Below are 23,382 nucleotides of genomic sequence, written 5' to 3'. Positions count from 1 at the left end.
TGCTCAGTGGCCGCGCGCCACCCATTCGTCGTAGTGCACGATCTCGCCGCCGATGGTGGTGGTGTCGCCGTGGCCGGTGTAGACGATGGTCTCTGCGGGCAGGGTGCCCAGCTTGGTGGAGATGGAGTCCAGGATGGTCGGGAAGTCCGAGTAGGAGCGCCCGGTGGCKCCGGGCCCGCCCTGGAACAGGGTGTCCCCGGAGACGACSGCGTTCAGTTCGGGGATCGACCAGCAGACCGAGCCCGGCGAGTGTCCGGGRGTGTGCWGGGCGTGCAGTTCGATACCGCCKGCGGTGAGSACCAGACCGTCYTCGACGCTGCGGAAKTCGGCSTCGGGGTGTACGACGCGCCAGAGCATCTCGTCGGCCGGGTGCAGGAASACCGGGGCGTCGAGGGCGGTGGCGAGTTCGGGGGCGACGGTGATGTGGTCGTTGTGCCCGTGGGTGCAGATSACCGCGACGACATTGCGTCCCGCGACSGCCTCGATGATGGGGGCCGAGGTGTGGGCGGCGTCGAAGACGATGACRTCCTTGTCGTCGCCGACCAGCCAGATGTTGTTGTCGACRTCCCAGCTGCCGCCGTCGAGTTCGAAGGTGCCGCTGGTGACCACGCGCTGCACGTTGCCCATCAGAGCACCACGACCGATCGCAGTACCTCGCCGGCGTGCATCTTGTGGAACGCCTCCTCGACCTGGTCCAGAGCGATGCGTTCGGAGACRAACTTCTCCAGCGGCAGCCGGCCCTGCAGGTAAAGGCTGATCAGGGTGGGGAAGTCGCGCTCGGGCAGGCAGTCGCCGTACCAGGAGGACTTCAGSGAGCCGCCGCGGGAGAAGAAGTCGACCAGCGGCATCTCCAGCTTCATGTCCGGGGTCGGSACGCCGACCAGGACCACGGTGCCGGCCAGGTCGCGGGCGTAGAACGCCTGCTTCCAGGTCTCGGGGCGCCCGACCGCGTCGATGACRACGTCCGCGCCGAATCCGTCGGTGAGGTCCTGAATGGTCTCGATCGGGTCGAGGTCTTTGGCGTTGATGGTGTGGGTCGCGCCGAATTCGCGGGCCACCTGCAGYTTGCGGTCGTCGACGTCGACGGCGATGATGCGCCGCGCGCCGACCAGGGCGGCACCGGCGATGGCGGCGTCCCCGACGCCACCGCAGCCGATCACCGCGACGGTGTCATCGCGGTTGATGTTTCCGGTGTTGACCGCCGCGCCCAGGCCGGCCATCACACCGCAGCCCAACAGGCCGGCCACCGCCGGGTCGGCCGCGGAGTCGACCTTGGTGCACTGGCCCTCGTGCACCAGGGTCTTGTCGGCGAACGCGCCGATGCCCAGCGCGGGGGACAGCTCGGTGCCGTCGGTCAGCGTCATCTTCTGGGTGGCGTTGAAGGTGTCGAARCACAGGTGCGGGCGGCCGCGCTTGCAGGCSCGGCACTCACCGCACACCGCGCGCCAGTTCAGGATGACGAAGTCGCCGACCTCGACGTGGGTGACACCCKCGCCGATGGTCTCCACGATGCCGGCGGCCTCGTGCCCGAGCAGGAACGGGTACTCGTCGTTGATGCCGCCCTCGCGGTAGGTCAGATCGGTATGACAGACACCGCAGGCCTGGATCGCCACCACCACCTCACCGGGAGYCGGATCGGGGATGACAATGTCGACCAACTCGACGGGCTGACCTTTGGACCGGGAAACGACGCCGCGCACCGTCTGACTCATTCCGTCTCTCCTCTTTGACTGCATTGATCGCATCCGTGAGCACTGTCGAACTGCCGGCGCTGTGCTTTGCGACGTAACCGCGCCGAATTAAAGCGCTGCATCTCTACTGGGTTTTGCGGAATGAGGGGCGGCACCTGGGCCGCCAGCCCAGTGCTGTCCACCGCAACCATGGTGGAGTAACAGCTATTGGTATGCCTGCGTTCACCGGTCAAAATATCGGCGGTATCGACTCGAATGCCGATCTCCATGGATGTTCGACCGGTGTAGTTCACCGAAGCGGCGAACGTGACCAGCTCCCCCACGTGAATGGCTTCGCGAAACAGCACTCGATCAACCGATAATGTCACCACATAGCTCCTGGCGTAACTGCTGGCATAAGAGTAGGCGACCTGGTCGAGCAATCGTAATATCGCTCCCCCGTGCACATTTCCGGAGAAGTTCGCCATATCCGGTGTCATGAGGACCGTCATCACCAGTGACCGGCAGCCCCAGACGTCGCGTTGTCGACCACGCGACCGCTCGCATGCACGTGCGCCTCAGCGGACAGGATTATGGTTGTAACCGGTCAGCAGCATATGCCCGGCGTCGACAAGGACCGTCGTGCCCGTCACCTTCGCCGCCAGATCCGAGTTCAAATACACTGCTGTATTGGCAATCTCGATCGGGTCGAGTAGTGCGGTGCCCTTGAGCACATTGAATCGGTGGCCGCCCTCCACCAGATCGTCCCGGGTGCCGCCCGAGTGCCCCGATATCAGGTCGTACCCGGGCTGGTTATCGAGCATCGGGGTGTCGACGGCACCCGGATTGACCGAATTGCAGCGCGGACCGTGCGGCGCAAGCTCGAGGGCTACGCTCTTCATCAGTCCGATGACACCGTGCTTTGCGGCCGTGTAGTGGGCATAGATGCCGCCCGGCTCCAGGCCGTCAACGGATGAGGTCATGACGATCGAGCCTGTCTGGCGCTCGATCATGTGCGGCGTAACCGCCTTGGCGGAGCGCCATACGCCGCTCAGGCAGACCTCGATCATGTCCGACCAATGTTCCTCGGAGAGTTCCCAAAACGGACCCGTGGCCCAGATACCGGCATTGGCGACCAGAGCGTCGATCTTTCCGAAAGCCGAGATCGTCGCCTCCACCGCGCCGTCGAGGTCGGCCTGCGAGCGGACGTCACCGGTGAAGCGCAGCGCCCGGCGCCCGGCGTCCTCAACGAGTGCCGCGGTGTGTTCGAGGTCATCCGCTGTACCCAGGGGATAGCCAACCGTGTCGATGTCCTGGACACAGTCCAGCAGAGCCACGTCCGCGCCCTCGCGGGCGGAGGCAACGGCGTGCGCACGGCCCTGTCCCCTGGCGCCTCCCGTGACGAACACGACCTTGCCGTCCAATAAGCCCACTGTAAAACCCATCTTTCGATATCGAATGCGCGGATATCCGCGCACCTGTCTCAGCCAGCGGTGGAGCCGCCGTCGATTGGGAACACGCCGCCGGTGCAGTACCGAGCGCGGTCGGACGCCAGGAACAAGACCAGCTCGCTGATCTCCTCGGGTTGAGCGATCTTCGAGATCGGCTGCGTGGCAACCCATTCATCGAAATCCCAGTACGGATTCGACGCCATGATCTTCTTCTCTTCGTCCAACATCGGGGTGTCCACGCAGCCCGGGGCCACGGCGTTGACACGGATATTGTCCGCGGCATAGGTAAGAGCCGCCGACTTGGTCAACCCGACGACGGCAAACTTGCTGGATACGTAGGCCGCGTAGCCCCACGACCCTACGATGCCCATCATTGATGCGGTGTTGACGATGGCACCACCGGCGGCGCGCCTCAACGCCGGCACCGCGGCACGCATACCTTTGAAGACGCCGGCGGCGTTGGTATCGAGCACGGTGGCCCATGCGTCATCAGTGCAGACGTCCACCGGATCGCAGTTGACGACCCCTGCGTTATTGATCAGGACGTTGAGGCTGCCGAACTCTCTCTCGGCACGCGTCACAGCCTCGACCCATTGGTCAGCCACGCGCACATCCAGGTGTTGGTAGACCGCCTGACCGCCTTGCCCCCGGATCTGCTCGGCGACTTCCTCACCGAGCTCGTCACGAATATCGGTGACGACAACCTTGGCTCCCTCTGCGGCGAACCGTAGTGCGTGCGCGGCGCCCTGCCCGCGGGCGCCACCGGAGATTAGTACTGTCTTTCCCACAAACTCAAGACTCACACTGTTTCTCCATTCCGCTGGGGCGCCCGATCTTTGGCGCGGTCCGCTGCCCCACCAGCTATGCACCGGCTGCCGGGTGAACGACGCCACTTTGAACGTTTGTTGAAAGTAGGTTGGTCAATGATCGCGCCCTTAGGTCCGACTGTCAACCCTCGTCATGAGATTCACCGCGCCGGGCTGTAAACCAACTGGCATTTCACGGATTTGAGTGAGACGTTCGTTGCACATCCGCACCAAGGCGGACCCGACGAGGCCGGTTCTCATACATCTGTTGACGTGCGAAGCACACGGCGGTACCTTCATCACACATTGAACAGATGTTCATGAACTTGATCTAGCTACGCACCCCCGCACGAGGATGGCGTTCCATGGACACACCAGCTACTTCACCCATCGACCGGTCGACGATGCGGTCAGTTCTCGGACACTTCCCAACCGGCGTCGTAATTGTGACGGCCACAGTGGATTCCGATCCAGTGGGAATGACCCTGCAATCCTTCCTGTCGTTGTCCATCGATCCGCCCTTGGTGCTCTTATCGGTTGCCGCGACGTCGACCAGTTGGCCTCGGATCGCCGACGCCAGACACTTCGTGGTCAACGTACTTACCGAGCACCAATCAGGACTGGCCCGCCAGTTTGCCAAGAGCGGAGTCGATAAGTTCGACGGCGTCAGCTACACCACCGATGCGCACTCCGGCGCTCCGCATCTCGACGGGGCCGCAGCTTGGATCAACTGCCGCACCGAGGCCGAGTACGACGGCGGCGATCACACGATCGTGGTGGCCAACGTCCTCGGAGCCCAGGTCTCACCGCACGACCATCACGCCACAGCACCCCTGGTTTTCCATCGGTCGGGATTTCTCCGCCTGACCGCGAGTTGTCATACCGAAGTCGAAAGGACACTGGCCCAGTGAAATTCGGAGTTTTCAACATCCCTTACGCCCTCGGCTATTCTGCTGGGAAGCGAACAGCCCGCCAAGTCATCGACTGGGATCTGCAGATCACCAAGTGGGCCGACGAATACGGACTCGATGAGGCATTTTTCGCCGAGCACTACACCCTCGGCGACGAACCGTCCCCGGCCCCCGACCAGATGATCGCCGCGGCATCACAACTCACCTCCAACATCACCCTCGGTGCGGCAGCACATCTGCTGCCGTATCACAATCCAGTGGGTCTGGCACACCGCATGATGTGGCTCGACCATATGACCGGTGGGCGGTACATCGCCGGCGTCGCGCCGGGGGCCTACCCTAGCGACGCACAACTCTTCGGAACCGGCAAGAACAACCCGAAGATGCTCATCGAGGCGCTCGACATCATCGAGGCGATCTGGACCCGAACTGGACCGTTCCGGATCGAAGGCGAGTTCTTCTCCGTCGACATGCCCGAATACGACTCCAACATCGCCGGGCCGCATCTCAAGCCGCTTCAGGAGCAGGGCATCCCCCTGATGATCACCGGCATGCAGCCCTCTTCACCGTCACTGACCGAAGCCGGACGTCGGGGAGCGATACCAATGAGTCAGCAGGTTCACGAGTCCGTCCTCATCCAGCACTGGGACGCCTACTCGAAAGCTGCCGGCGCCGCTGGCCGCACCGCGTCTCGTGCCGACTGGCGCATTTGCCGTGACTACTTCGTCGCTGAGACCGACGACGAAGCCCTCGACCGGGTCTACAACGGCGCACTCGGCAAGCTGTGGGGCGAATACAACATCCCCACTTTCGTCCACAAGCTCCACATCGGCGACCTGATCTCAGGCGGAACGATCGCCCCCGAAGACCTTTCCATCGAGTGGATGGTGGAGAACTTCCTCATCGTCGGGTCCCCGGACACGGTGATCGGCAAGATCGAGGATCTTTACCAGAAGGTCGGCGGGTTCGGCAGCATGGTCACCTTCACTCACGAGTATTACAACGAGCCTGATGTGTACCGCCGCAGCTTCGAGCTGATGGGCACCAAGGTCCGCCCCGCCCTGACCCACCTGACCGGCAAATGAGCTGTCCCGCATAACGATCTGACAATGCCCGACCAAAGGAGAGAAGCAAATGACAACAATACGCAAGTACGATCCGTTGACGCTCGTGTTGGAAGACAAGCCCCGGCCCGACAGTGACGCCGCGGTGCGTGCCCAGCGGTTGTACACCAACGGCGGGGAGACTCAGTTCCACGGTGTGTGGCAGGCCGAACCGGGCACCCACGCCAACCTCCCTGGCCAGGAGACCGTGGTGATCCTCGCTGGTAAAGCCACGGTGACGGGCCAGAGTGGAGACAGCGTCGATGTCGCCGCCGGCGACCTCGTCCTGATCGACGCCGGCGAAATCGCCACCTGGACAGTCCACGAGACTCTCCGCAAGGTCTTCGTCATCAACAGTTGAACGATTGGTGCGGTGCGCCCAAGAGGGCGCACCGCACCCGATCTGTCCCCTGCTGTTCGGAGCCGTGGTCATGCGAGTTGAGTGATCGAATAGACAGACGGAACAGCGGGTCTCGAACTCTGTGGGGCCGAGGTCACAGAGAGAACGCTGTGTCGGCGTTCCATGTTGCAGAAGCTGTCGACGTAGTCGTCCAGCGCGGCGGCCAACTCGATGGCGGTGTCCCACTTCGGGTAGAAGCTGCTCTAGCTATAGTTCCGCCCAGAAGGAACTCCATGCCGCTTGTCGAAGCGGTCGGTCACGGTCCCGACGAACCCGGCAAGCCCCATCGCCGCGGGATCTCCTTCCCCAAAACACTTGGACATGAAGTGCGCGCCGCGCTCAACACCCAAAGTTGTTGGAGAACTTCATTTTCTGGTGTGCAGGGCCAAGTTGGCGGCGATCTTGATCAGCACGAGGACGGCAGAGTTCGGCAAGGTGCGGACCACGATCATCTGTGAGCGCTGGCCAGCCGGTCAGCAACGAATACCCCCGTCGGCCCGTACCCCTATCTCCTTTCGGCTACTGGATCGGCGTTGCCGTTCAAGAACGTCGCCTGCTCACGACACCATCCGCCGGCTCACTCCGGATCGATGAGCGAGTTCGTCAGGCGTCCAACGCCGCGCGGGCCGCGTCAACGACCTCGCCAGAGGCCGCCCGTCAGGTTCATCGCCGCACCCCTGACCCAGCGCGCCCGCCGTTGCCCAGCAGGTACGTCACCTCATCCGCGACAGGTTGCGGCTCCACCTTCGCCGAGCGGGAGCGGGTCCCGGTAGCGTCGACGGCCAGGCAGGTCACCAATGACTTACGGGCAGAACAGGATTCGCAGAGTCATGCCGACGGCCCCGAGGGGTGCTCCAGATACAGGCTCGCCCAGACGATCTGCATCAGCGAGTGCGCAAGCGCCTCGTCATCGGTGGGACTCAGCGTTCGCCTGAAGGCCTGGTGACACGCCCGCTCTACCATCCAGGTCAGCGCCGCGGCCGTGTGCTCGACATGCAGTTCACGGATCACCCCTGCAACGCGCCCCGCCTCGATCAACGCCACCACGTTGGCGATGATCCCATCGAAAATGGTGTCGTAGGTCGCCGCGACCTCGGCGTCGTAGGCGGCCATCTCAATGACGGCGGCGATCAGCACCTGATGGCGGCGATAGGTTGCGACGATCGCCCGCATCGCCTCGAGCGTGTCCTGTGGGTCGCGGCGATCGGCGTGGTCCCACCAGCGCCGCGCGGCATCCGAGAGTTCCTCGAACACCTGCTGCGCCAGCAATCGCAACAGGTGACCCTTGTCTTCGAAGTAGATGTAGAACGTCGCTCGCGACACGCCGGCCTCAGTAGCGAGCCGATCCACGCTGATCTCGGTGAACGACGACCCAGCATTCATGAGCCGCTCGGTCGCCACCAAGAGCGCCTGTTCGATCTCGGTCTTGCGCTGAGCGCGGCTGCTCAACGTCTTTCGCGTTAGTGACGGCATGCATCCCCCTTCCTGAATGGCTCCACAAGCGTAATCGAGAGCGCACCCCAAACTTGACTCAACACCGTGCTTAGACATACCGTCTAGCCACACTGATTGTGACACAGGCCACGTGTCTCCGCGGAAGGGATCTGCGCAATGTCAAGCAGGACGGTGACGGGGTACTTTCCCGGTGACTACGTTGAGGCGTTCGGCGACAAGCCAGCTGTCATCGACGCGGCTAGCGGCCAATCCGTGAGCTATCGGCAGCTCGACCGGCGGTCGATACAACTTGCGCGGCGCTGGCATGACCGGGGTCTGCGTCCCGGCGATCATGTCGCCTTGCTCACCGATAACGACCCGGTGGCCTTCGAGGTCTACTGGGCGGCGCAGCGGTCCGGGCTGTACATCACTGCGGTCAACTGGCACCTGGCGCCGTCCGAGGCGGCGTACATCGTCGAGGACTGCGGGGCCCGGGCCCTCGTCGCCTCGGCTCGCCTGCGCGAGGTGGTCGAGCAGCTGCCGATCGACCCCGATCGGGTCTCGGACCGACTGGCGTTCGGCGGGTCCATCGACGGCTTCGCCTCCTACGAGGCCGAGCTGGCCGGCATCTCCCCGACGCCGCTGCCCGACCAGCCGCGGGGCAGCGACATGCTCTATTCCTCAGGGACCACAGGAAGGCCCAAGGGCATCAAACCGAAGCTCCCCACTCATCAGGTCGATGAGCCTGGCGATCTGTACACCCAGTTGTTCGGCACGGCATACGGATTCGACCAGGACTCGGTGTATCTGTCACCGGCGCCGGTGTATCACGCCGCCCCGTTGCGTTTGGGCGCAGTGGTGCAAGCCCTCGGCGGCACCGTGGTGCTCATGCCGAAGTTCGAGCCGGAGCCGGCGCTGGCAGCCATCCAGCGGTACCGCGTCACACACAGCCAATGGGTGCCCACGATGTTCATCCGGATGCTGAAACTGCCCGCACAGACCCGGGCTCGCTACGACCTGAGCTCCATGAAGGTGGCGGTGCACGCCGCCGCCCCGTGCCCGGTCGACGTCAAGCAGGCGATGATCGACTGGTGGGGACCCATTCTGCAGGAATACTATTCGTCCACCGAAGGCAACGGGGTCACCTTCATCAGCAGCGCGGAGTGGGTGCAGCGGCCGGGTTCGGTCGGACGCGCCGGGGTCGGCGTGCTGCACATCTGCGATGACGATGGCAACGAGCTGCCCGCCGGCGAGATTGGCTCGGTGTACTTCGAGCGCGACGATCAACCGTTCTGCTACCACGGCGACCCGGAGAAGACGGCAAAAGCCCTGCACCCTCGGCATCCGAATTGGAGCACGACCGGCGATCTGGGCTACCTGGACGCGGACGGCTACCTCTTCCTCACTGACAGACGTGGATTCATGATCATCTCCGGCGGGGTCAACATCTATCCCCAGGAGATCGAGAACGCGCTGGCCCTGCATCCCAGCGTCGTCGATGTCGCCGTGATCGGTGTGCCCGACGACGAAATGGGCGAATCGGTGCACGGTGTCGTCATCCCGGCCGTAGACACACCCGCCGAACAGTTGGCGGCCGAACTCACCGATTTCCTGCGCGGCCGCGTCGCAAGGTTCAAACTCCCCGGGGCGTACTCATTCGTCCAGCAGCTTCCCCGGACGCCCACTGGAAAGCTTGCCAAAACTCAGTTGGCCCAGCAGATCTCGGGTGCCACCACCGTCACTGTGACGACCACAAGGAAGGTAACGTCATGAAGATTGCCGCCGCCGTGCTTCGCGGCCACGACGCGCCGTACGCGATCGAAGATATCGAACTCGCCGAACCGGGCTCACAGCAGGTCCGGGTCCGGGTGGTCGGTGTCGGCATGTGCCACACCGACACCCTGCCGCGGGTGCCGGGACTGACCGTCGGCCCACCGCTGATCGCGGGCCACGAAGGCTCTGGCGTCGTGGACGCGGTCGGCGAGGGTGTCACGGAACTGGAGGTCGGCGACCACGTGGTGTTGTCCTTCGATTCCTGCCGCTTGTGCCTGAACTGCCGCGCCGGCCATCCGGCCTACTGCGCCACCTTTTTCCAGCTGAACCTCAGCGGCGTCGGCGACGGCGCACCGTCGGCCGTCGCCGACGCCGACGGTAACCCCATCGCCGCACGCTGGTTCGGTCAGTCCTCGTTCGCCACGCATGTCAATATCGCAGCGCAGAACGCCGTCAAGGTGGACCCGGAGCTGCCGCTGGAACTACTCGGACCGCTGGGGTGCGGGTTCCTCACCGGCGCCGGAGCGGTGTTCAACTCACTCAAGGTCGGTACCGGGGACTCGATCGCGGTATTCGGTGCCGGCGCGGTCGGGCTCAGCGCCGTGATGGCGGCCGCCGCATCCGGTGCCACCTCCATCATCGCCGTGGATCTGCACGACTCCCGCCTCCAAGTGGCCGAGCAGTGCGGTGCCACCCATACCGTCAACGGCGCGGACACCCGTGCGGTGCGCGACGCCATCATCGATGTTTCCGGTGACGGAACGCAGTACGCGCTGGACACCACCGGCGTGCCTGCGGTGATCGTCACCGCCGTGGAGAGCCTGCGGCCCACCGGCGTCTGCGGTCTGGTCGGCGCACAGCTGGGCGATCTGGTCCTCGATCCGATGGCTTTGGCCGTCGGCCGCACCGTCACCGGAATTCTGGAGGGCGACGCGACTCCGAGCCTACTGATACCGAAACTGCTGGCTCTGTGGAAGCAGGGGCGCTTCCCGTTCGACCGGCTGATCAAGACCTATCCGTTCGAAGCCATAAACGATGCCGAGACCGACTCGCTGTCCGGTCGAGTCATCAAGCCCGTCCTGCTGCCCGGCACTTGATCTCGAAGGACCCGAAAAATGGCCACCAGACATGACTATCGGCATCTCTACATCGACGGCGCCTGGCGCACAACGTCATCCCCGGGGGAGTTGATCACTGTCAGCTCCCCCGCCGACCACCAGCATGTCGGCAGCGCCCCGGCCGCGGCACCACTCGACGTCGACGCCGCGGTGGACGCAGCCCGCACCGCACTCAACGGCCCGGAGTGGTCCGCGCTCAGCGGTTCCCAGCGTGCCGACCATCTCGAACGTCTGGCCGACGAGCTGGACAAGGTCAGCGCCGAACGCGCGGAACTGACCACCCGGCAGAACGGCATGCCCATCGCGGTGGCGCAGTTCGCCGAGGGCGACGGACCGGTGGGGCTGCTGCGCTACTACGCCGCCCTCTCGCGCACCATCCCCGCCGAGCAACGCCGAGAACGTATCGACGGCGGCGGGACGACCGTGGTGCGGCGCGAACCCGTCGGTGTAGTGGCGATGATCGTGCCGTGGAACTTCCCGCAGATCCTTACCATGTTCAAGCTGGCGCCGGCTTTGGCGGCGGGTTGCACGGTGGTGCTCAAACCCGCGCCGGAGACCACCCTCGATGCGTTCATGCTCGCCGAGGCCGCCGAACGCGCCGGCCTGCCCGCGGGTGTGCTCAATGTGGTCACCGGCGGCGGCGAGGTGGGCGGGTACCTTGCCGCGCATCCCGGCGTCGACAAGGTCGCGTTCACCGGATCGACCCCGGTGGGGCGTGCCATCGGGAAGACCTGTGGTGAGCTTCTCCGGCCCGTGACGCTGGAGCTGGGCGGAAAATCCGCGGCGATCGTCCTCGACGATGCCGAGATCCCGGAACTGGTCACGGGGCTGGCCATGGCCTCGCTGCTCAACAACGGCCAGACCTGCTACCTATCGACCCGGGTGCTGGTCCCGGCACACCGTCATGACGAGATCTTCGACGCGCTCGCCGCAATGGTGTCCGGTCTGACGGTCGGCGATCCGCTGGATCAGCGCGTCCAAGTCGGCCCGCTGGTGAGCAGCCGGCAACGAGATCGAGTGCAGGACTTTATCAACGAAGGATCAGCAGACAGCGCTCTGATCCACGCCGGTACCACTGGACCGCTTCCCGAGCAGGGCTGGTACGTCGCGCCGACGGTGTTCGGCCGGGTCCACAACCACACACGATTGGCCCGAGAGGAGATCTTCGGCCCTGTGCTGACGGTCATCCCCTATGCCGGACTCAATGAGGCCGTATCCATCGCCAACGATTCCGAGTACGGGCTCGGCGGCACCGTGTGGACCAACGACCCCGAGGCCGGCCTTGATGTCGCCCGACGCGTGCAGACCGGCAGCATCGGCGTCAACTACTTCGACCTGGACATCGGCGCGCCGTTCGGCGGTACCAAGTCGAGCGGTCTCGGCCGCGAACTCGGCCCCGAAGGGCTCGACGCCTACGTCAACCTCAAGTCGATCTACATCCGCTAGGAGTCACCTGATGAGTACAGCCCCCGTCACTGCACGTCCCTACGACCAACTCGATGTCTCCTCACGCGCTTTCTGGGCGGGCACCGCACGCGAGCGTGAGCTCACCTTCGCCCAGCTCCGCAGCAACCGCCCGATCAGTTGGCATCCGCCCGTCGAGGATGCGCTGCTGACCGTCCCAGATGACCCCGGGTTCTGGGCAGTGACGCGGCATGCCGACATCGCACAGGTCAGCCGCCTGAGCGACGTGTTCATCTCCGGCAGGGGTGTGCTGTTCGAGAGCGTGCCCGAGGACATGCTGGAGGCCTCCCAGTCCTTCCTGGCCATGGACCCGCCGCGGCACACCCAGATCCGCAGACTGGTGGCGTCGGCCTTCACCCCGCGTCAGGTGCGCCGCATCGAGGATCAGATCAAGGCCAACGCCCGCGAGATTGTCGGTGAACTGGCCACCGCCGGCAGCGGCGCCGATTTCGTCGAACTGTGCGCCAAGCAGCTACCGATCCGGACGTTGTCGGACATGGTGGGCATCCCGGAGTCGGAGCGCCAAGCCGTGGCGCATGCCGCGGACGCGTTGGTGTCGTGGGCCGACCCGGTGTTCCTGAACGGCCGACACCCGCTGGAGATGCTGCTGGAGGGCCAGACCTACCTGCACACGGTTGCCCAGGCGCTGGCAGCAGACCGGCGCAAGAACCCGGGTGACGATCTGTTCACCGATCTGGTGCAGGCTGAGATCGACGGTCAACGACTGACCGACGCCGAGATCTCAGCGTTCTTCGTGCTGCTGGCCGTCGCCGGTAACGACACCACCCGCCAGACGGCCAGCCACGCCATGAAGGCGCTGACCGACTTCTCTGACCAGAAAGCCTGGCTCGCAGACGATTTCGCCAACCGAATCGGCACCGCGGCCGAGGAGTTCGTCCGCTACGCCTCCCCCGTGATGACCTTCCGGCGCACCGCCGCCGAGGACACCCAACTTGGCGACCAGCAGATCCGGGCCGGTGAGAAGGTCGTAATGTTCTACTCTTCGGGCAACTTCGACACCGAAGTATTCGACCGGCCCGATCAGCTGGATCTGAGCCGAAACCCCAATCCCCACCACGGGTTCGGTGGCGGCGGAATCCACCTGTGTCTGGGTGCGCATGTCGCACGGGCACAGTTGCGTGCATTGTTCGAGGAATTGCTCACCCAGCTGCCCAGGATCGAAGCCGGCGAACCTTCATACGTTCCGGGCAACTTCGTGCACGCCATCCGCAGGATGCCCTGYACGTTCTAGGGAAACCCAGACCTGCGGCGGCCACCGCACAGTGTGCGGTGGCTGCCGCGCCCAACACCTGATCAACCGATCAGCCAACAAGAGAAATGGTGATCGACCAGATGTCGACCTCCCTTGTCATCGGGTTCGGCAGCGAGATGGGCAACGCCGAGGACGCAGCTCTGACATTCGCCGAGAACGCCGAGGCCGCGGGCCTGCCGACCGTGGCGGTCGAACTCAACGGTGTCGACGTGACCCAGCTCGGCAGTGCCAGCCACTTCATCGCGGTGACCTCGACATCGGGGGATGGCGAGTTTCCCCACAACGCCGCGGTGTTCTGGGAGGAACTGCAGTCCTGCACACAGTCCCTGAGCGGCCTGCACTACGCGGTGCTCGCACTCGGCGACTCCACTTACAACTTCTTCTGCAACGCCGGCAGACTTCTTGACACACAATTAGAGAAGCTCGGCGCCACTCGAATTCTCGACCGCATCGACATCGACGGCGGTGACTATCTGGCAACGTCGGCGGCCTGGGCCGAACAGGTGCTCGAATTCCTGACACGTGATACCGAACGGCCTTCCGCCGGGGTTGTAGCGGTGAGCACGGGAGCGGCACGCACCAGGCTCGACGAGCAGGCGAGTGCCCCGCTGGCCGCAACGCGGCGCCTGACTTCACCCAACTCGACCAAAGAGGTCTGCCACTACGAGATCGACCTCTCCGGCACCGGAATAACTTACCAAGCCGGTGATTCGCTGGCGGTACAGCCACACAATGATCCCCGACTGGTCGATGCGATCATGTCGACGCTGAGCGCGGACCCGGACATGCCGGTGCCCGGATACGACCAGCCGATGCAGGTGGTGCTGACCGAGCATGCCGAGATACGTACACCATCTCGTGATCTGATTACGCTGGTGTCCAGCCGAACTCGGGTGACTCCCAGACCCTTGAACCGAGGCGGTGACGTTCTGGAGCTCATCCGGGTCGCGTCCGTCGGTGTCGACGATTTCATCTCCACCCTGCGGCCGCTGCAACCGCGTGACTACTCGATATCGTCGAGCCCCCTGATGCATCCCGACCACGCACACCTCACCATCTCATCGGTGCGCTACCGCTGCGGGGACCGCCTGCACGGCGGGGTGGCCTCGACATTCCTGGCCGACCGATGCCGGACCGCGCGTATCCAGTTGCGCCCCAACCACACGTTTCGGCTTCCTGCCGATGACGTTCCCATCATCATGATCGGACCTGGCACCGGCATCGCGCCGTTCCGGGGCTTTCTGCAGGAACGGCAAGCCCGCAGCGCGACCGGCCAATCGTGGCTGTTCTTCGGTGACCGTACCCGCGATGACGACTTCCTCTACCGGGATGAGATCGACGAGTTCCGCAGATCCCGCACTCTGACCAGACTGGACCTCGCGTTCTCCCGCGACCAGGGCGGTGAGTCAAAAACCTATGTGCAGCATCGCATGTGTCGGCATGCCGATGAGATCTTCAGCTGGCTACAGGACGGTGCCCACCTCTATGTCTGTGGGAATGCCGACCGGATGGCCAAGGACGTCGACTCTGCGCTGCACCGCATCGTAGAAGGCGCCGGCGGCATGGATGCGCCCGCGGCCCACGCTTACGTGAACGCCCTCATCAGAGGGGGTCGCTACCTGCGCGACGTATACTAAATGACCCAAATACGCTGGCGGACAGTGTTGTCCGGCCGCCCATTCTCTGCCTGCCCGACGTCACCTCGCCCGCGCCCACTGAGAGCAATCGAAGGCGGGGCACCTAGGACGTACTGCGCACCCGGGCGATCAGCCAAGCCTTGTCCCGACCGCTACCCCAGGACACCACAATGATGAGATCCATTGAAGCGCTTGCAAACACGTCGTCCTATGCCATCCCGCACAACGATATGATGTGCAGATGAGCACCGACGAAGAACGTGTGCAGCAGGTGATGCACACTGCCCCGAAGCCCCCGCCGCAACGCCGCCGAATAGATGCATATCCGATGACGCTGCAGGTTGAGGCACGCTATGCCGATATGGACGTCAACGGCCACCTCAACAACCTTGCCCTGGAGACCTTGCACGAGGACATCCGCGCGCGACTGAACCGGCACGTCTTCCCCGACATTTACACCGAGGACGGTCTGTCACGTCTGGTCAGCGCCCAAAATGTGGTGCACTTCCTGGCGGAATCGCATTGGCCGGCCACGATCACCTCGGCGGTGGCTGTCGGGCGCATCGGCACGAGTTCCCTCGTCGCATGCTCAGCGCTGTTCATCGGCAGCAACTGCGTCAGCACCTGTGACACGACCCTGGTGCTGGTTGCTGACTCCGGTCCCACGCCCATTCCGGTCGAGAAGCGTCACGTGCTTGAATCTCTGAAGCTACGTACGTCGATCTGACGCCGCCGGCCCTAACAGGCCACTATGCGCCGTCCGTCACAGTGGAAGCCTGGCTGTTGTCAGAAGCCCCAGGGGTCGTCGCGTCCCAGAAGTTCCAACGACCGGAAGCTGCCGGTGTAAAAGACGAGCGGACAACCATCGTCGTACCACAGCCGCTCGACGCGACCGATATGCAAGGTGTGATTACTCCCGCGCTTGCGCGGTACTTGAGCCCGTGGGCGTGGGACTTAGCCGGGGGTTCGATGAGCCACAATCCGATACCGAGATCGATCAAAGCTCGATCCAGCGCCACGGTGACTGAACCCTCTCGACGATGTTAGACGGGCTCGTACTGCATCGGAGACAGCCCCGACGCGCGATAGATCTGTTTTGGGTCCCCGACACCGTGCGGGATCGCCGAGGCCTGCGGCGTAGTTGGAGGCACGGACTACACCCCAGCCCGGTACTGAGATCAGGGTGTTAAACGGGCGCAATGGCAAAAGCCGAGCCAGTTCAGTCGCGGCAATGCTGGTGAGGGAACCAAAGTCAGCCAACAAAGCCCCGTCCTTGGCGAGTAAGCAACGAGCCGCCGCTGAGTCGCAAATGGAATCCTTGGCTGCAGCGACGAGATGCTCGGCGACCGGACGGCGTAAGTGCACATCGCGGACTGCAGCGAAGCGATCAACCGATTCACACCCAACGCGGTCAACCGGGTTGGGTCGGTGAACTCAGCTGCGACCAGTCGTCCGATCTGGGTTAAACGCACATCCGGCACGGCCAACATCAGCCAGGGAAACGCCCCAGTTGAGCTGACAGAGAACCTCATTGTTCGTGGCCGCACGGGCGGCGACCCGCCGCGGCCCGAGTCCGAGATCCATCCGTTGCGGTACGCGATCGCGACGCTGGAGGTTGCCGACGAGATCCGCAGGCAGATCGGCTGAGTCTCAACTAAGGACGCGAGGACGGACCCACGATCCGGTGCGTACCGACGCGGTGATCGCCTCAATGACCTGCGCAGCCGCGACGGCATCCCAGATGGTCGCGCCGACAGCCGATCCCGTCTGGACCGACCGCAGGAACCGGTGCGCCTCGATGACCTTGAGCTCGTCGTAACCCATGGCCATGGCCGACCCGGGTTGGAAAGCCGCGTACTCACCGTCGCCAGGCCCGACGAACCGCGTCGTCACCGACTGATCCTGGAACGTCGATCCGGCGCCGACCCGCAACTCGCCGATTCGGCGGAAGTCCCATGCGACGACACCTGCGGTGCCGTGGATTTCGAATCCGTAGGCGTTCTGCTCGCCCACCGACACCCGGCTGGCCTCAACACCGCAGCGGGCACCGGAGGCCAGGCGCAGCTGAGCCGTCACATAGTCCTCGTTCTCGACGTCGCCGCGCACGCCACCGCCGGCGAGTTGATGGCCCGAAGTAGCGCCGTCCGGTTCGGGCCGTTGCGCAATGAATGTTGCGGTGTCGGCGACGACGGCATCGACCTCGCCCAGCAGGTAGCGCACCAAATCGACGGCGTGCGAGGCCAGGTCACCGAGCACTCCGTTGCCACCCCGCGAGCGCTGGAACCGCCAGCTCAGTGCGCCGTCGGGATGGGCGGCATAGTCGCTGAGGAAATAGAAGCGGGCGTGGGTGATGGTGCCGAGTTCTCCGTCGGAGATGAGTTGCCGCGCAGCGGCCACCGCCGGCGCATTGCGGTAGTTGAATCCGACCGTGGTCTGGACACCACGCGCATCGGCGGCCTGTGCAACGGCCAGCGCATCATCGACGTCGAGGCCCACCGGCTTCTCGATCCAGAGGTGCTTGCCCGCGTCGACGACGGCGGTACCGATCTCGCGGTGCAGGAAGTTCGGCGCGGTCACGCTCACCGCACGGATCGCCGGGTCGTCGATGAGCGTCTTCCATTCGGTGTGCGCGGCGGCGGCGCCGAACTGCTGCGCGGCCTCCTCGGCCCGGCCCGGCACCTCGTCGGCGATCGCGATGAGTTGCGGAGCGGGCACGTTCGGATAGTGATGACGCAGCCGCGCATAGGCCTGCGCGTGCACGCGGCCCATCCACCCGAAACCGATGATCCCGACGGGGAAGTTGCTCACCCCGGTGAGCGTAGCGACCGGGCACCGCGGCTGTCCAGCATTTGTGCGAACGTCAGGACAAATGCTCTGAACTGGGGCTCAGCGAGCGCGAAGAGGTACCCACAGACGCGCCAGGCGAGTGAAATCCGCGGCCGTTTTCCCGCTCGTCGACGCCCCCACACCGGGACTTGGCACTAGAATTCCGGCTAGCTGGCATACGCCGATCCCCCGGACCTCGGGATTTGCGCCCTGATCCGGAGGATTGTCGTGAGCCGCTTTACGGAAAACATGTGTGCGAACGCTCAGTGGAGCGTCAACGGGATGGTGACGGGCGAACCGCACTGCCCGGTCCGCCATACCTGGCGCGAAGTCCACGATCGTGCACGCCGAGTGGCCGGCGGCCTGGCCGCCGCGGGTGTCGGGCACGGCGACGCGGTCGGCGTGCTGGCGGGCGCGCCGGTGGAGATCGCCCCCACCGCGCAAGGACTGTGGATGCGCGGCGCCAGCATCACGATGCTGCACCAGCCGACACCCCGGACCGATCTGGTGTCCTGGGCCATCGACACCATCAGCGTCATCGACATGATCGCGGCGCGGACCGTCATCGTCTCCGATCCCTTCATGGCCGCCGTTCCCATCTTGGAGGAACACGGCGTCACGGTGCTGACGGTGACCGAACTGCTCGCCGCCGAGGGCATCGGACCGACCCGCACCACCGGTGACGACATCGCGCTGCTGCAGTTGACGTCCGGCTCGACCGGGTCACCGAAGGCGGTTCAGATCACCCACGACAACCTCGTCGCGAACGCCGATGCGATGTTCGTCGGGGCCGACGTGAACACCGACACCGATGTGATCGTGAGCTGGTTGCCGCTGTTCCACGACATGGGCATGACCGGATTCCTCACGGTGCCGATGTATTTCGGGGCCGAACTGGTCAAGATCACGCCGATGGACTTTCTCACCGACATCCTGCTCTGGCCCAAGCTCATCGACAAGTACGCGGGGACGATGACCGCGGCACCCAACTTCGCCTACGCGCTGCTCGCCAAACGGCTGGCCAGACAAGCGAAAGTCGGCGACTTCGACCTCTCCACCCTGCGCTGGGCACTGTCCGGCGCCGAGCACGTGGAGCCGGCGGACGTCGAAGAACTGATCGCGGTGGGCAAACCGTTCGGACTGCGCCCGGACGCGGTACTGCCGGCCTATGGAATGGCCGAAACCACTGTCGCAGTGTCGTTCTCGGAGTGCGGCGGAGGGCTCGTGGTCGACGAGGTCGACAGCGACCTACTGGCCGCCCTGGGACAGGCGGTCCCGGCGAACAAGGGCAGCAGAACCACCCGGCTGGCCTGCCTCGGCCCCTTGCTGGACGGATTGGAGGCCCGCATCATCGGCGAGAACGGTGACCTGCTGGCCGCGCGTGGTGTCGGCGTGATCGAACTTCGTGGCGGGCCGGTGACGAGCGGCTACATCACCAAGGGCGGGTTCGTCGAAGCCCGCAATGCCCAAGGCTGGTACGACACCGGCGATCTCGGGTATCTCACCGAGACCGGCAATCTGGTGGTGTGCGGCCGTGTCAAGGACGTCATCATCATGGCGGGCCGCAACATCTACCCCACCGATATCGAACGMGCCGCCGGCCGGGTGCGGRGCGTGCGGCCGGGCGGCGCGGTCGCGGTGCGGCTGGATGCCGGGGATTCCCGTGAATCGTTCGCCATCGTCATCGAATCCAACGATTTCGACGACGACGACGAGGTCCGCCGGATCAAGCATGACGTCGCGCACGAGGTGGTCACCGAGGTCGACATGCGGCCACGCAACGTGGTGGTGCTGGGACCGGGGTTGATCCCCAAGACGCCGTCCGGCAAGCTGCGCCGGGCCTCGTCTGCGGCACTCGTGGGCTGAACGCCTGCGCGAGCGTGCGCGGAATGGCCTCCGCGAGCGGCGTGTCCCACACAGACACGCACGCTCGCGGAAGACAGACCTGATCGCCGGGCGCGGGGGCTGAGGTCACCAGAGGCCCCGGGCGGGCCTGTCCCCCGCACCCGGCGATGTCCGATGTCGCCGCCGGGGCGGCTCCAGGTCACCGTCAGAGGATGTAGAGCATCTCCTGATAGGTGGGTAGCGGCCAGAGATCATCGGCCACAATGCTTTCCAGTGTGTCTGCCGCAACGCGCACGGCGTCCATCGCGGGCAGCAGCGCCGACTGGGCGTGCTCGGCTTCCTCGGTGGCACTGTCGGCGTGATGCGACAGCCCCTCCTTGAGCGTGGCCAACGCTGCGGTGAGCGCACCGATGGGTTCGGAGACCATCTTCAGCAGCGAGAGATCCGGCTCGACGCCGGCGGCCTTGAGCGTCGCGACGTTCTGGGCCAGTTCGGTCTGGTACCGCAGCGCCGCAGGCAGGATCACGGTCGAGCCGATCTCCAGTGCCAGCTTGGCCTCGACGGCGACGGTGAGCGCGTATGTCTCGTAGCGGACCTCGACGCGGCTCTCCAGCTCCCGCTCGCTGAACACGCCATACTTCTCGAACACCTCGATGGCTTCCGGCTTCACCAGCTCCGGGATCGCATCCAGTGTGGTCTTGAGGTTCGGCAGCCCACGCTCGGCGGCTTCGATCTGCCAATTCTCCGAATAGCCGTCGCCGTTGAAGACCACGGCTCCGTGTTCGGTGATGATCTCGGTGAGCAACTTCTGCACCGCGACATCGAAGTCCTCGCCCTCGCCGACCGACTTCTCCAGCCAGGTGGCCATGTAGTCCAGCGAGTCCGCCATGATCGTGTTCAGGATGATCATCGGCACGTTGATGGTCTGACCCGAACCCGGTGCCCGGAACTCGAACCGGTTACCGGTGAACGCGAACGGGCTGGTGCGGTTCCGGTCGCCCGGGTCGGTCGGCAGGTGCGGCAGAGTGTCGACACCGATCATCATGGTGCCCTTGCCCTTCGACGAGGTCGCGGCACCCTTGGCGATCTGCTCGAACACATCGGCCAGCTGATCGCCGAGGAAGATCGAGATGATCGCCGGCGGCGCCTCGTTCGCGCCGAGACGGTGATCGTTGGTGGCCGATGCCACCGAGACCCGCAGCAGGCCGGAGAACTTGTGCACCGCGCGGATGACGGCGGCGCAGAAGACCAGGAACTGCGCGTTCTCGTGCGGGGTGTCGCCGGGCACCAGCAGGCTGCCGAACTGCGAGTTGCCGAGCGAGAAGTTGACGTGCTTGCCGGAGCCGTTGACGCCGGCGAACGGCTTCTCGTGGAACAGGCACTCCATACCGTGTTTCTTGGCGATCGTCTTGAACGTCGTCATCAGCAGCTGCTGATGGTCGGCGGCGATGTTGGCCCGCTCGAACATCGGCGCGATCTCGAACTGCCCGGGGGCGACCTCGTTGTGCCGGGTCTTGGCCGGGATACCGAGCTTGAACAGCTCACGCTCGGTGTCCATCATGAAGCCCAGCACCCGGTCGGGAATGGCGCCGAAGTAGTGGTCGTCGAACTCCTGGCCCTTGGGCGGCTTCGCGCCGAAGAGGGTGCGGCCGGCATTGATCAGGTCGGGCCGCGACAGGAAGAAGTGCCGATCGACCAGGAAGTACTCCTGCTCCGGCCCGCAGAACGACACGATGTTGTCGAAATCCTTGTGCCCGAACAACTTCAGGATGCGTTCGGCCTGCGCGCCCATGGCCTGCTGGCTGCGCAGCAACGGCGTCTTGTAGTCCAGCGCCTCGCCGGTCATCGACACGAACACCGTCGGGATGCACAGCGTGTTTCCGTTCGGGTTCTCCAGGATGTAGGCCGGGCTGGTGACATCCCAACCGGTGTAGCCGCGCGCCTCGAACGTACTGCGCAGCCCGCCCGACGGGAAGCTGGAGGCGTCGGGCTCGCCCTGGATCAGAGTCTTACCGGCGAACTCGGCCAGCGTCTGACCGTCGGAGACCGGCTCAAGGAAGCTGTCGTGCTTCTCGGCGGTCAGACCCGTCATCGGATAGAAGACATGCGCGTAGTGGGTCGCGCCCTTGGACAGGGCCCAGTCCTTCATCACCGAGGCGACCGAATCGGCGACCGCCGGGTCGAGCGTGGCGCCCTTCTCGATGGTCGCGACGACGGACTTGTACACCGACTTCGGCAACCGCAGCTGCATCTCGGCCTTGGTGAACACGTTCGCGCCGAAGATCTCGCCAGGCGCCTCGGTGGGGTCGAAGCTGATGGCCGGCGGTACGTAGCCTTCGACATTGGTGATCGCCTGGAGGCGGACAGCATTTGCGCTCAATGGAATTCCTTTGCACTGCGGTCCGCCAGCTACTCGACGGACGTTGACCGGCCAACGATAGGAACAATGGATGCCGAACTTGTTACGCCGGCGTCAACAGCGGAATGCGGGTCGCCCGGACGGCGACGCGGCAAACCGGTGGGTCAGAGTCGCTGAGATGGGTAGCCCGTCAACCATGCGATTCCGTTTCTTCGCCTTGGCGCTGGTGCTGACGGTCGCGAGCTGCGCGCAACCTGCGCAGGAGTCCGGCCCGACCGGCACCACCCACGCAGAGACGGCAACCACCACCGGCCTACTGCCGGCCGGCGTCCCGACCGAGGGCACCCGCCCGCCCGTCGACGATCTGCCGCCGCCCGCCGAGCCGCAGCGAGCGCCCGCACCGGGGCCGGGGCCGCCCGGAAGGCAGGTCCCCGTCGGCGATGCGCCCGAGGGTGTCGTGGTCGACGCGAAGACCCGCACCGTTGCGGTGGCCAAACGCAACCCCCACGAACTCGTCCTGCTCGACGCCGACACCGGCGCCGTCACGAAGCGCGTCCCACTACCCGGATTCGTCCGGCATCTGCAGCTCGCCAGGCCCGGTGGCCCGGTGCTGGTTCCGGTCGAGAGCGCCAATGCCCTGGTGCGGGTGGACCTGCCCGGCGGACGCGCCGAACCGCAGATCATCACGGGCACGGTTCCGCACGATGCCTCCGAAGCGCCCAACGGCACGGTCTTTGTCGCCAACGAACTCGGCGGTACCGTGGCCGTCCTGCGCGGCGAGGACATCGTCAAGGTCTTCACCGGCAGCGTCCAGCCCGCGGGTATGGCTCCCGTCGGAAACCTGATGGGAATGCTGGACGTCCGCACGAACGACGTGACGGTGTTCGACGCCGACACGCTGACGATCAGAGGATCGACCCCGGCGGGTCGGGGACCGACCCACCTCGTGGCCGACAAGCACGGTCGGTACATCGCTGCCGATACACGGGGCGATGCGATCCGGGTGTTCGACACCGCGCCCCGCCAGATCGCCGAGATCGCCCAGCCCGGCGGACCCTATGGGATCGCGTACGACGCGACCCGCGACCGGCTCTGGGTGGCGTCCTCGGGAACCAATGAGGTGGTCGGCTATGACATGGCGCAGCCGACTCCGCGTGAGGTGGAGCGCATCGCGACCGTCCAGAATCCCTACACTCTCGGGGTCGACGGGAATACCGGACGGCTCTTCATCGCCGGCGTGACGGCAGGCGTGCTCCAGATCGTGGATCCCGGGTACCCCGCTGCCCGGTAACCACCTGCGCCACTTCAGTTT

Annotated in this window: 21 protein-coding genes and 1 pseudogene; 13 read left to right on the top strand and 9 right to left on the bottom strand. The window is 65.0% G+C overall.

All coding sequences use genetic code 11. The annotated features are described in order from the left end of the window. Positions 1-3: 3 nt before the first annotated feature. From AC1DTF_RS03580 to AC1DTF_RS03560, 5 genes are all read right to left on the bottom strand, one after another. The gene (locus AC1DTF_RS03580; RefSeq protein WP_477473059.1) at positions 4-627 is read right to left on the bottom strand and encodes an MBL fold metallo-hydrolase; all 624 of its coding nucleotides are present in this window, start codon (positions 625-627) and stop codon (positions 4-6) included. Next, positions 627-1,712, bottom strand: coding sequence for an S-(hydroxymethyl)mycothiol dehydrogenase (locus tag AC1DTF_RS03575; protein ID WP_477473058.1), 1,086 nt, complete (start codon positions 1,710-1,712; stop codon positions 627-629). Before AC1DTF_RS03575 ends, AC1DTF_RS03580 begins: the two co-directional genes overlap by 1 nt. Next, positions 1,709-2,182 (bottom strand): acyl-CoA thioesterase, encoded by a 474-nt coding sequence (locus AC1DTF_RS03570; RefSeq protein ID WP_477473057.1) that lies wholly within the window; start codon positions 2,180-2,182, stop codon positions 1,709-1,711. The genes AC1DTF_RS03575 and AC1DTF_RS03570 overlap by 4 nt, the downstream gene beginning before the upstream one ends. A gap of 66 nt (positions 2,183-2,248) precedes the next feature. Beyond that, entirely contained in the window at positions 2,249-3,103 is an 855-nt protein-coding gene (locus AC1DTF_RS03565) for a mycofactocin-coupled SDR family oxidoreductase (protein ID WP_477473056.1), read from the bottom strand. Positions 3,104-3,153: 50 nt separating this feature from the next. Beyond that, complete coding sequence (locus AC1DTF_RS03560; RefSeq protein WP_477473055.1) at positions 3,154-3,924, bottom strand: SDR family NAD(P)-dependent oxidoreductase; 771 nt, start codon at positions 3,922-3,924, stop codon at positions 3,154-3,156. A gap of 407 nt (positions 3,925-4,331) precedes the next feature. Here AC1DTF_RS03560 and AC1DTF_RS03555 point away from each other — a divergent pair, with 407 nt between their 5' ends. The 4 genes from AC1DTF_RS03555 (at position 4,332) to AC1DTF_RS03540 (ending at position 6,799) form a co-directional block, all read left to right on the top strand. Beyond that, entirely contained in the window at positions 4,332-4,838 is a 507-nt protein-coding gene (locus AC1DTF_RS03555) for a flavin reductase family protein (RefSeq protein ID WP_477473054.1), read from the top strand. Next, a complete protein-coding gene (locus tag AC1DTF_RS03550; RefSeq protein WP_477473053.1) occupies positions 4,835-5,923 on the top strand; it encodes an LLM class flavin-dependent oxidoreductase in 1,089 nt (362 codons plus the stop codon). The genes AC1DTF_RS03555 and AC1DTF_RS03550 overlap by 4 nt, the downstream gene beginning before the upstream one ends. 49 nt (positions 5,924-5,972) lie before the next feature. Next, complete coding sequence (locus AC1DTF_RS03545) at positions 5,973-6,302, top strand: cupin domain-containing protein (RefSeq protein ID WP_477473052.1); 330 nt, start codon at positions 5,973-5,975, stop codon at positions 6,300-6,302. Positions 6,303-6,574: 272 nt separating this feature from the next. Then, positions 6,575-6,799, top strand: a complete 225-nt coding sequence (locus AC1DTF_RS03540; RefSeq protein WP_477473051.1) for a hypothetical protein — start codon at positions 6,575-6,577, stop codon at positions 6,797-6,799. Between the two features lie 370 nt (positions 6,800-7,169). Here AC1DTF_RS03540 and AC1DTF_RS03535 read toward each other — a convergent pair whose 3' ends face one another. Next, a complete protein-coding gene (locus tag AC1DTF_RS03535) occupies positions 7,170-7,814 on the bottom strand; it encodes a TetR/AcrR family transcriptional regulator (RefSeq protein WP_477473050.1) in 645 nt (214 codons plus the stop codon). Positions 7,815-7,952: 138 nt separating this feature from the next. Here AC1DTF_RS03535 and AC1DTF_RS03530 point away from each other — a divergent pair, with 138 nt between their 5' ends. The 6 genes from AC1DTF_RS03530 to AC1DTF_RS03505 all read left to right on the top strand — a co-directional run bounded on the left by AC1DTF_RS03530 (position 7,953) and on the right by AC1DTF_RS03505 (position 15,767). Next, positions 7,953-9,548 (top strand): acyl-CoA synthetase, encoded by a 1,596-nt coding sequence (locus AC1DTF_RS03530; protein WP_477473049.1) that lies wholly within the window; start codon positions 7,953-7,955, stop codon positions 9,546-9,548. Next, positions 9,545-10,645, top strand: a complete 1,101-nt coding sequence (locus tag AC1DTF_RS03525; RefSeq protein ID WP_477473048.1) for an NAD(P)-dependent alcohol dehydrogenase — start codon at positions 9,545-9,547, stop codon at positions 10,643-10,645. Before AC1DTF_RS03530 ends, AC1DTF_RS03525 begins: the two co-directional genes overlap by 4 nt. Before the next feature lie 18 nt (positions 10,646-10,663). Further along, positions 10,664-12,112 (top strand): aldehyde dehydrogenase, encoded by a 1,449-nt coding sequence (locus AC1DTF_RS03520; protein ID WP_477473047.1) that lies wholly within the window; start codon positions 10,664-10,666, stop codon positions 12,110-12,112. Positions 12,113-12,122: 10 nt separating this feature from the next. Continuing rightward, positions 12,123-13,382: a cytochrome P450 gene (locus AC1DTF_RS03515; RefSeq protein ID WP_477473046.1), complete on the top strand. Its 1,260-nt coding sequence runs from the start codon at positions 12,123-12,125 to the stop codon at positions 13,380-13,382. 89 nt (positions 13,383-13,471) lie between these two features. Next, complete coding sequence (locus AC1DTF_RS03510; protein WP_477473099.1) at positions 13,472-15,040, top strand: diflavin oxidoreductase; 1,569 nt, start codon at positions 13,472-13,474, stop codon at positions 15,038-15,040. 241 nt (positions 15,041-15,281) lie between these two features. Next, complete coding sequence (locus AC1DTF_RS03505; protein ID WP_477473045.1) at positions 15,282-15,767, top strand: acyl-CoA thioesterase; 486 nt, start codon at positions 15,282-15,284, stop codon at positions 15,765-15,767. A gap of 59 nt (positions 15,768-15,826) precedes the next feature. On the opposite strand, the pseudogene AC1DTF_RS03500 reads toward AC1DTF_RS03505, so the two are convergent. Then, a pseudogene (locus tag AC1DTF_RS03500) lies at positions 15,827-15,952 on the bottom strand (flavin reductase); the annotation flags it as partial. Positions 15,953-16,399: 447 nt separating this feature from the next. On the opposite strand from AC1DTF_RS03500, the gene AC1DTF_RS03495 reads away from it, so the two are divergent. Continuing rightward, positions 16,400-16,687 carry a hypothetical protein gene (locus AC1DTF_RS03495; RefSeq protein ID WP_477473044.1) on the top strand — a complete coding sequence of 96 codons (288 nt, stop codon included), beginning with the start codon at positions 16,400-16,402 and terminating at the stop codon, positions 16,685-16,687. Positions 16,688-16,690: 3 nt separating this feature from the next. On the opposite strand, the gene AC1DTF_RS03490 is transcribed toward AC1DTF_RS03495, so the two are convergent. Beyond that, entirely contained in the window at positions 16,691-17,848 is a 1,158-nt protein-coding gene (locus AC1DTF_RS03490; protein ID WP_477473043.1) for a Gfo/Idh/MocA family protein, read from the bottom strand. A gap of 246 nt (positions 17,849-18,094) precedes the next feature. Between AC1DTF_RS03490 and AC1DTF_RS03485 the strand changes: the two genes are divergently transcribed. Next, positions 18,095-19,732: a fatty acyl-AMP ligase gene (locus AC1DTF_RS03485; RefSeq protein ID WP_477473042.1), complete on the top strand. Its 1,638-nt coding sequence runs from the start codon at positions 18,095-18,097 to the stop codon at positions 19,730-19,732. A gap of 184 nt (positions 19,733-19,916) precedes the next feature. Here the strand turns inward: AC1DTF_RS03485 and AC1DTF_RS03480 are convergent, their stop codons facing one another. Next, positions 19,917-22,091 carry a glutamine synthetase III family protein gene (locus AC1DTF_RS03480; RefSeq protein WP_477473041.1) on the bottom strand — a complete coding sequence of 725 codons (2,175 nt, stop codon included), beginning with the start codon at positions 22,089-22,091 and terminating at the stop codon, positions 19,917-19,919. A 157-nt stretch (positions 22,092-22,248) separates the two neighbouring features. Between AC1DTF_RS03480 and AC1DTF_RS03475 the strand changes: the two genes are divergently transcribed. Then, positions 22,249-23,361: a Vgb family protein gene (locus AC1DTF_RS03475; RefSeq protein ID WP_477473040.1), complete on the top strand. Its 1,113-nt coding sequence runs from the start codon at positions 22,249-22,251 to the stop codon at positions 23,359-23,361. The last annotated feature ends 21 nt before the right edge of the window (positions 23,362-23,382 follow it).

This window comes from Mycobacterium sp. P4_H6, from assembly GCF_056400845.1.
Note: the sequence above shows the minus strand (reverse complement) of the source record. Positions and strands in the feature narration are given on the sequence as shown.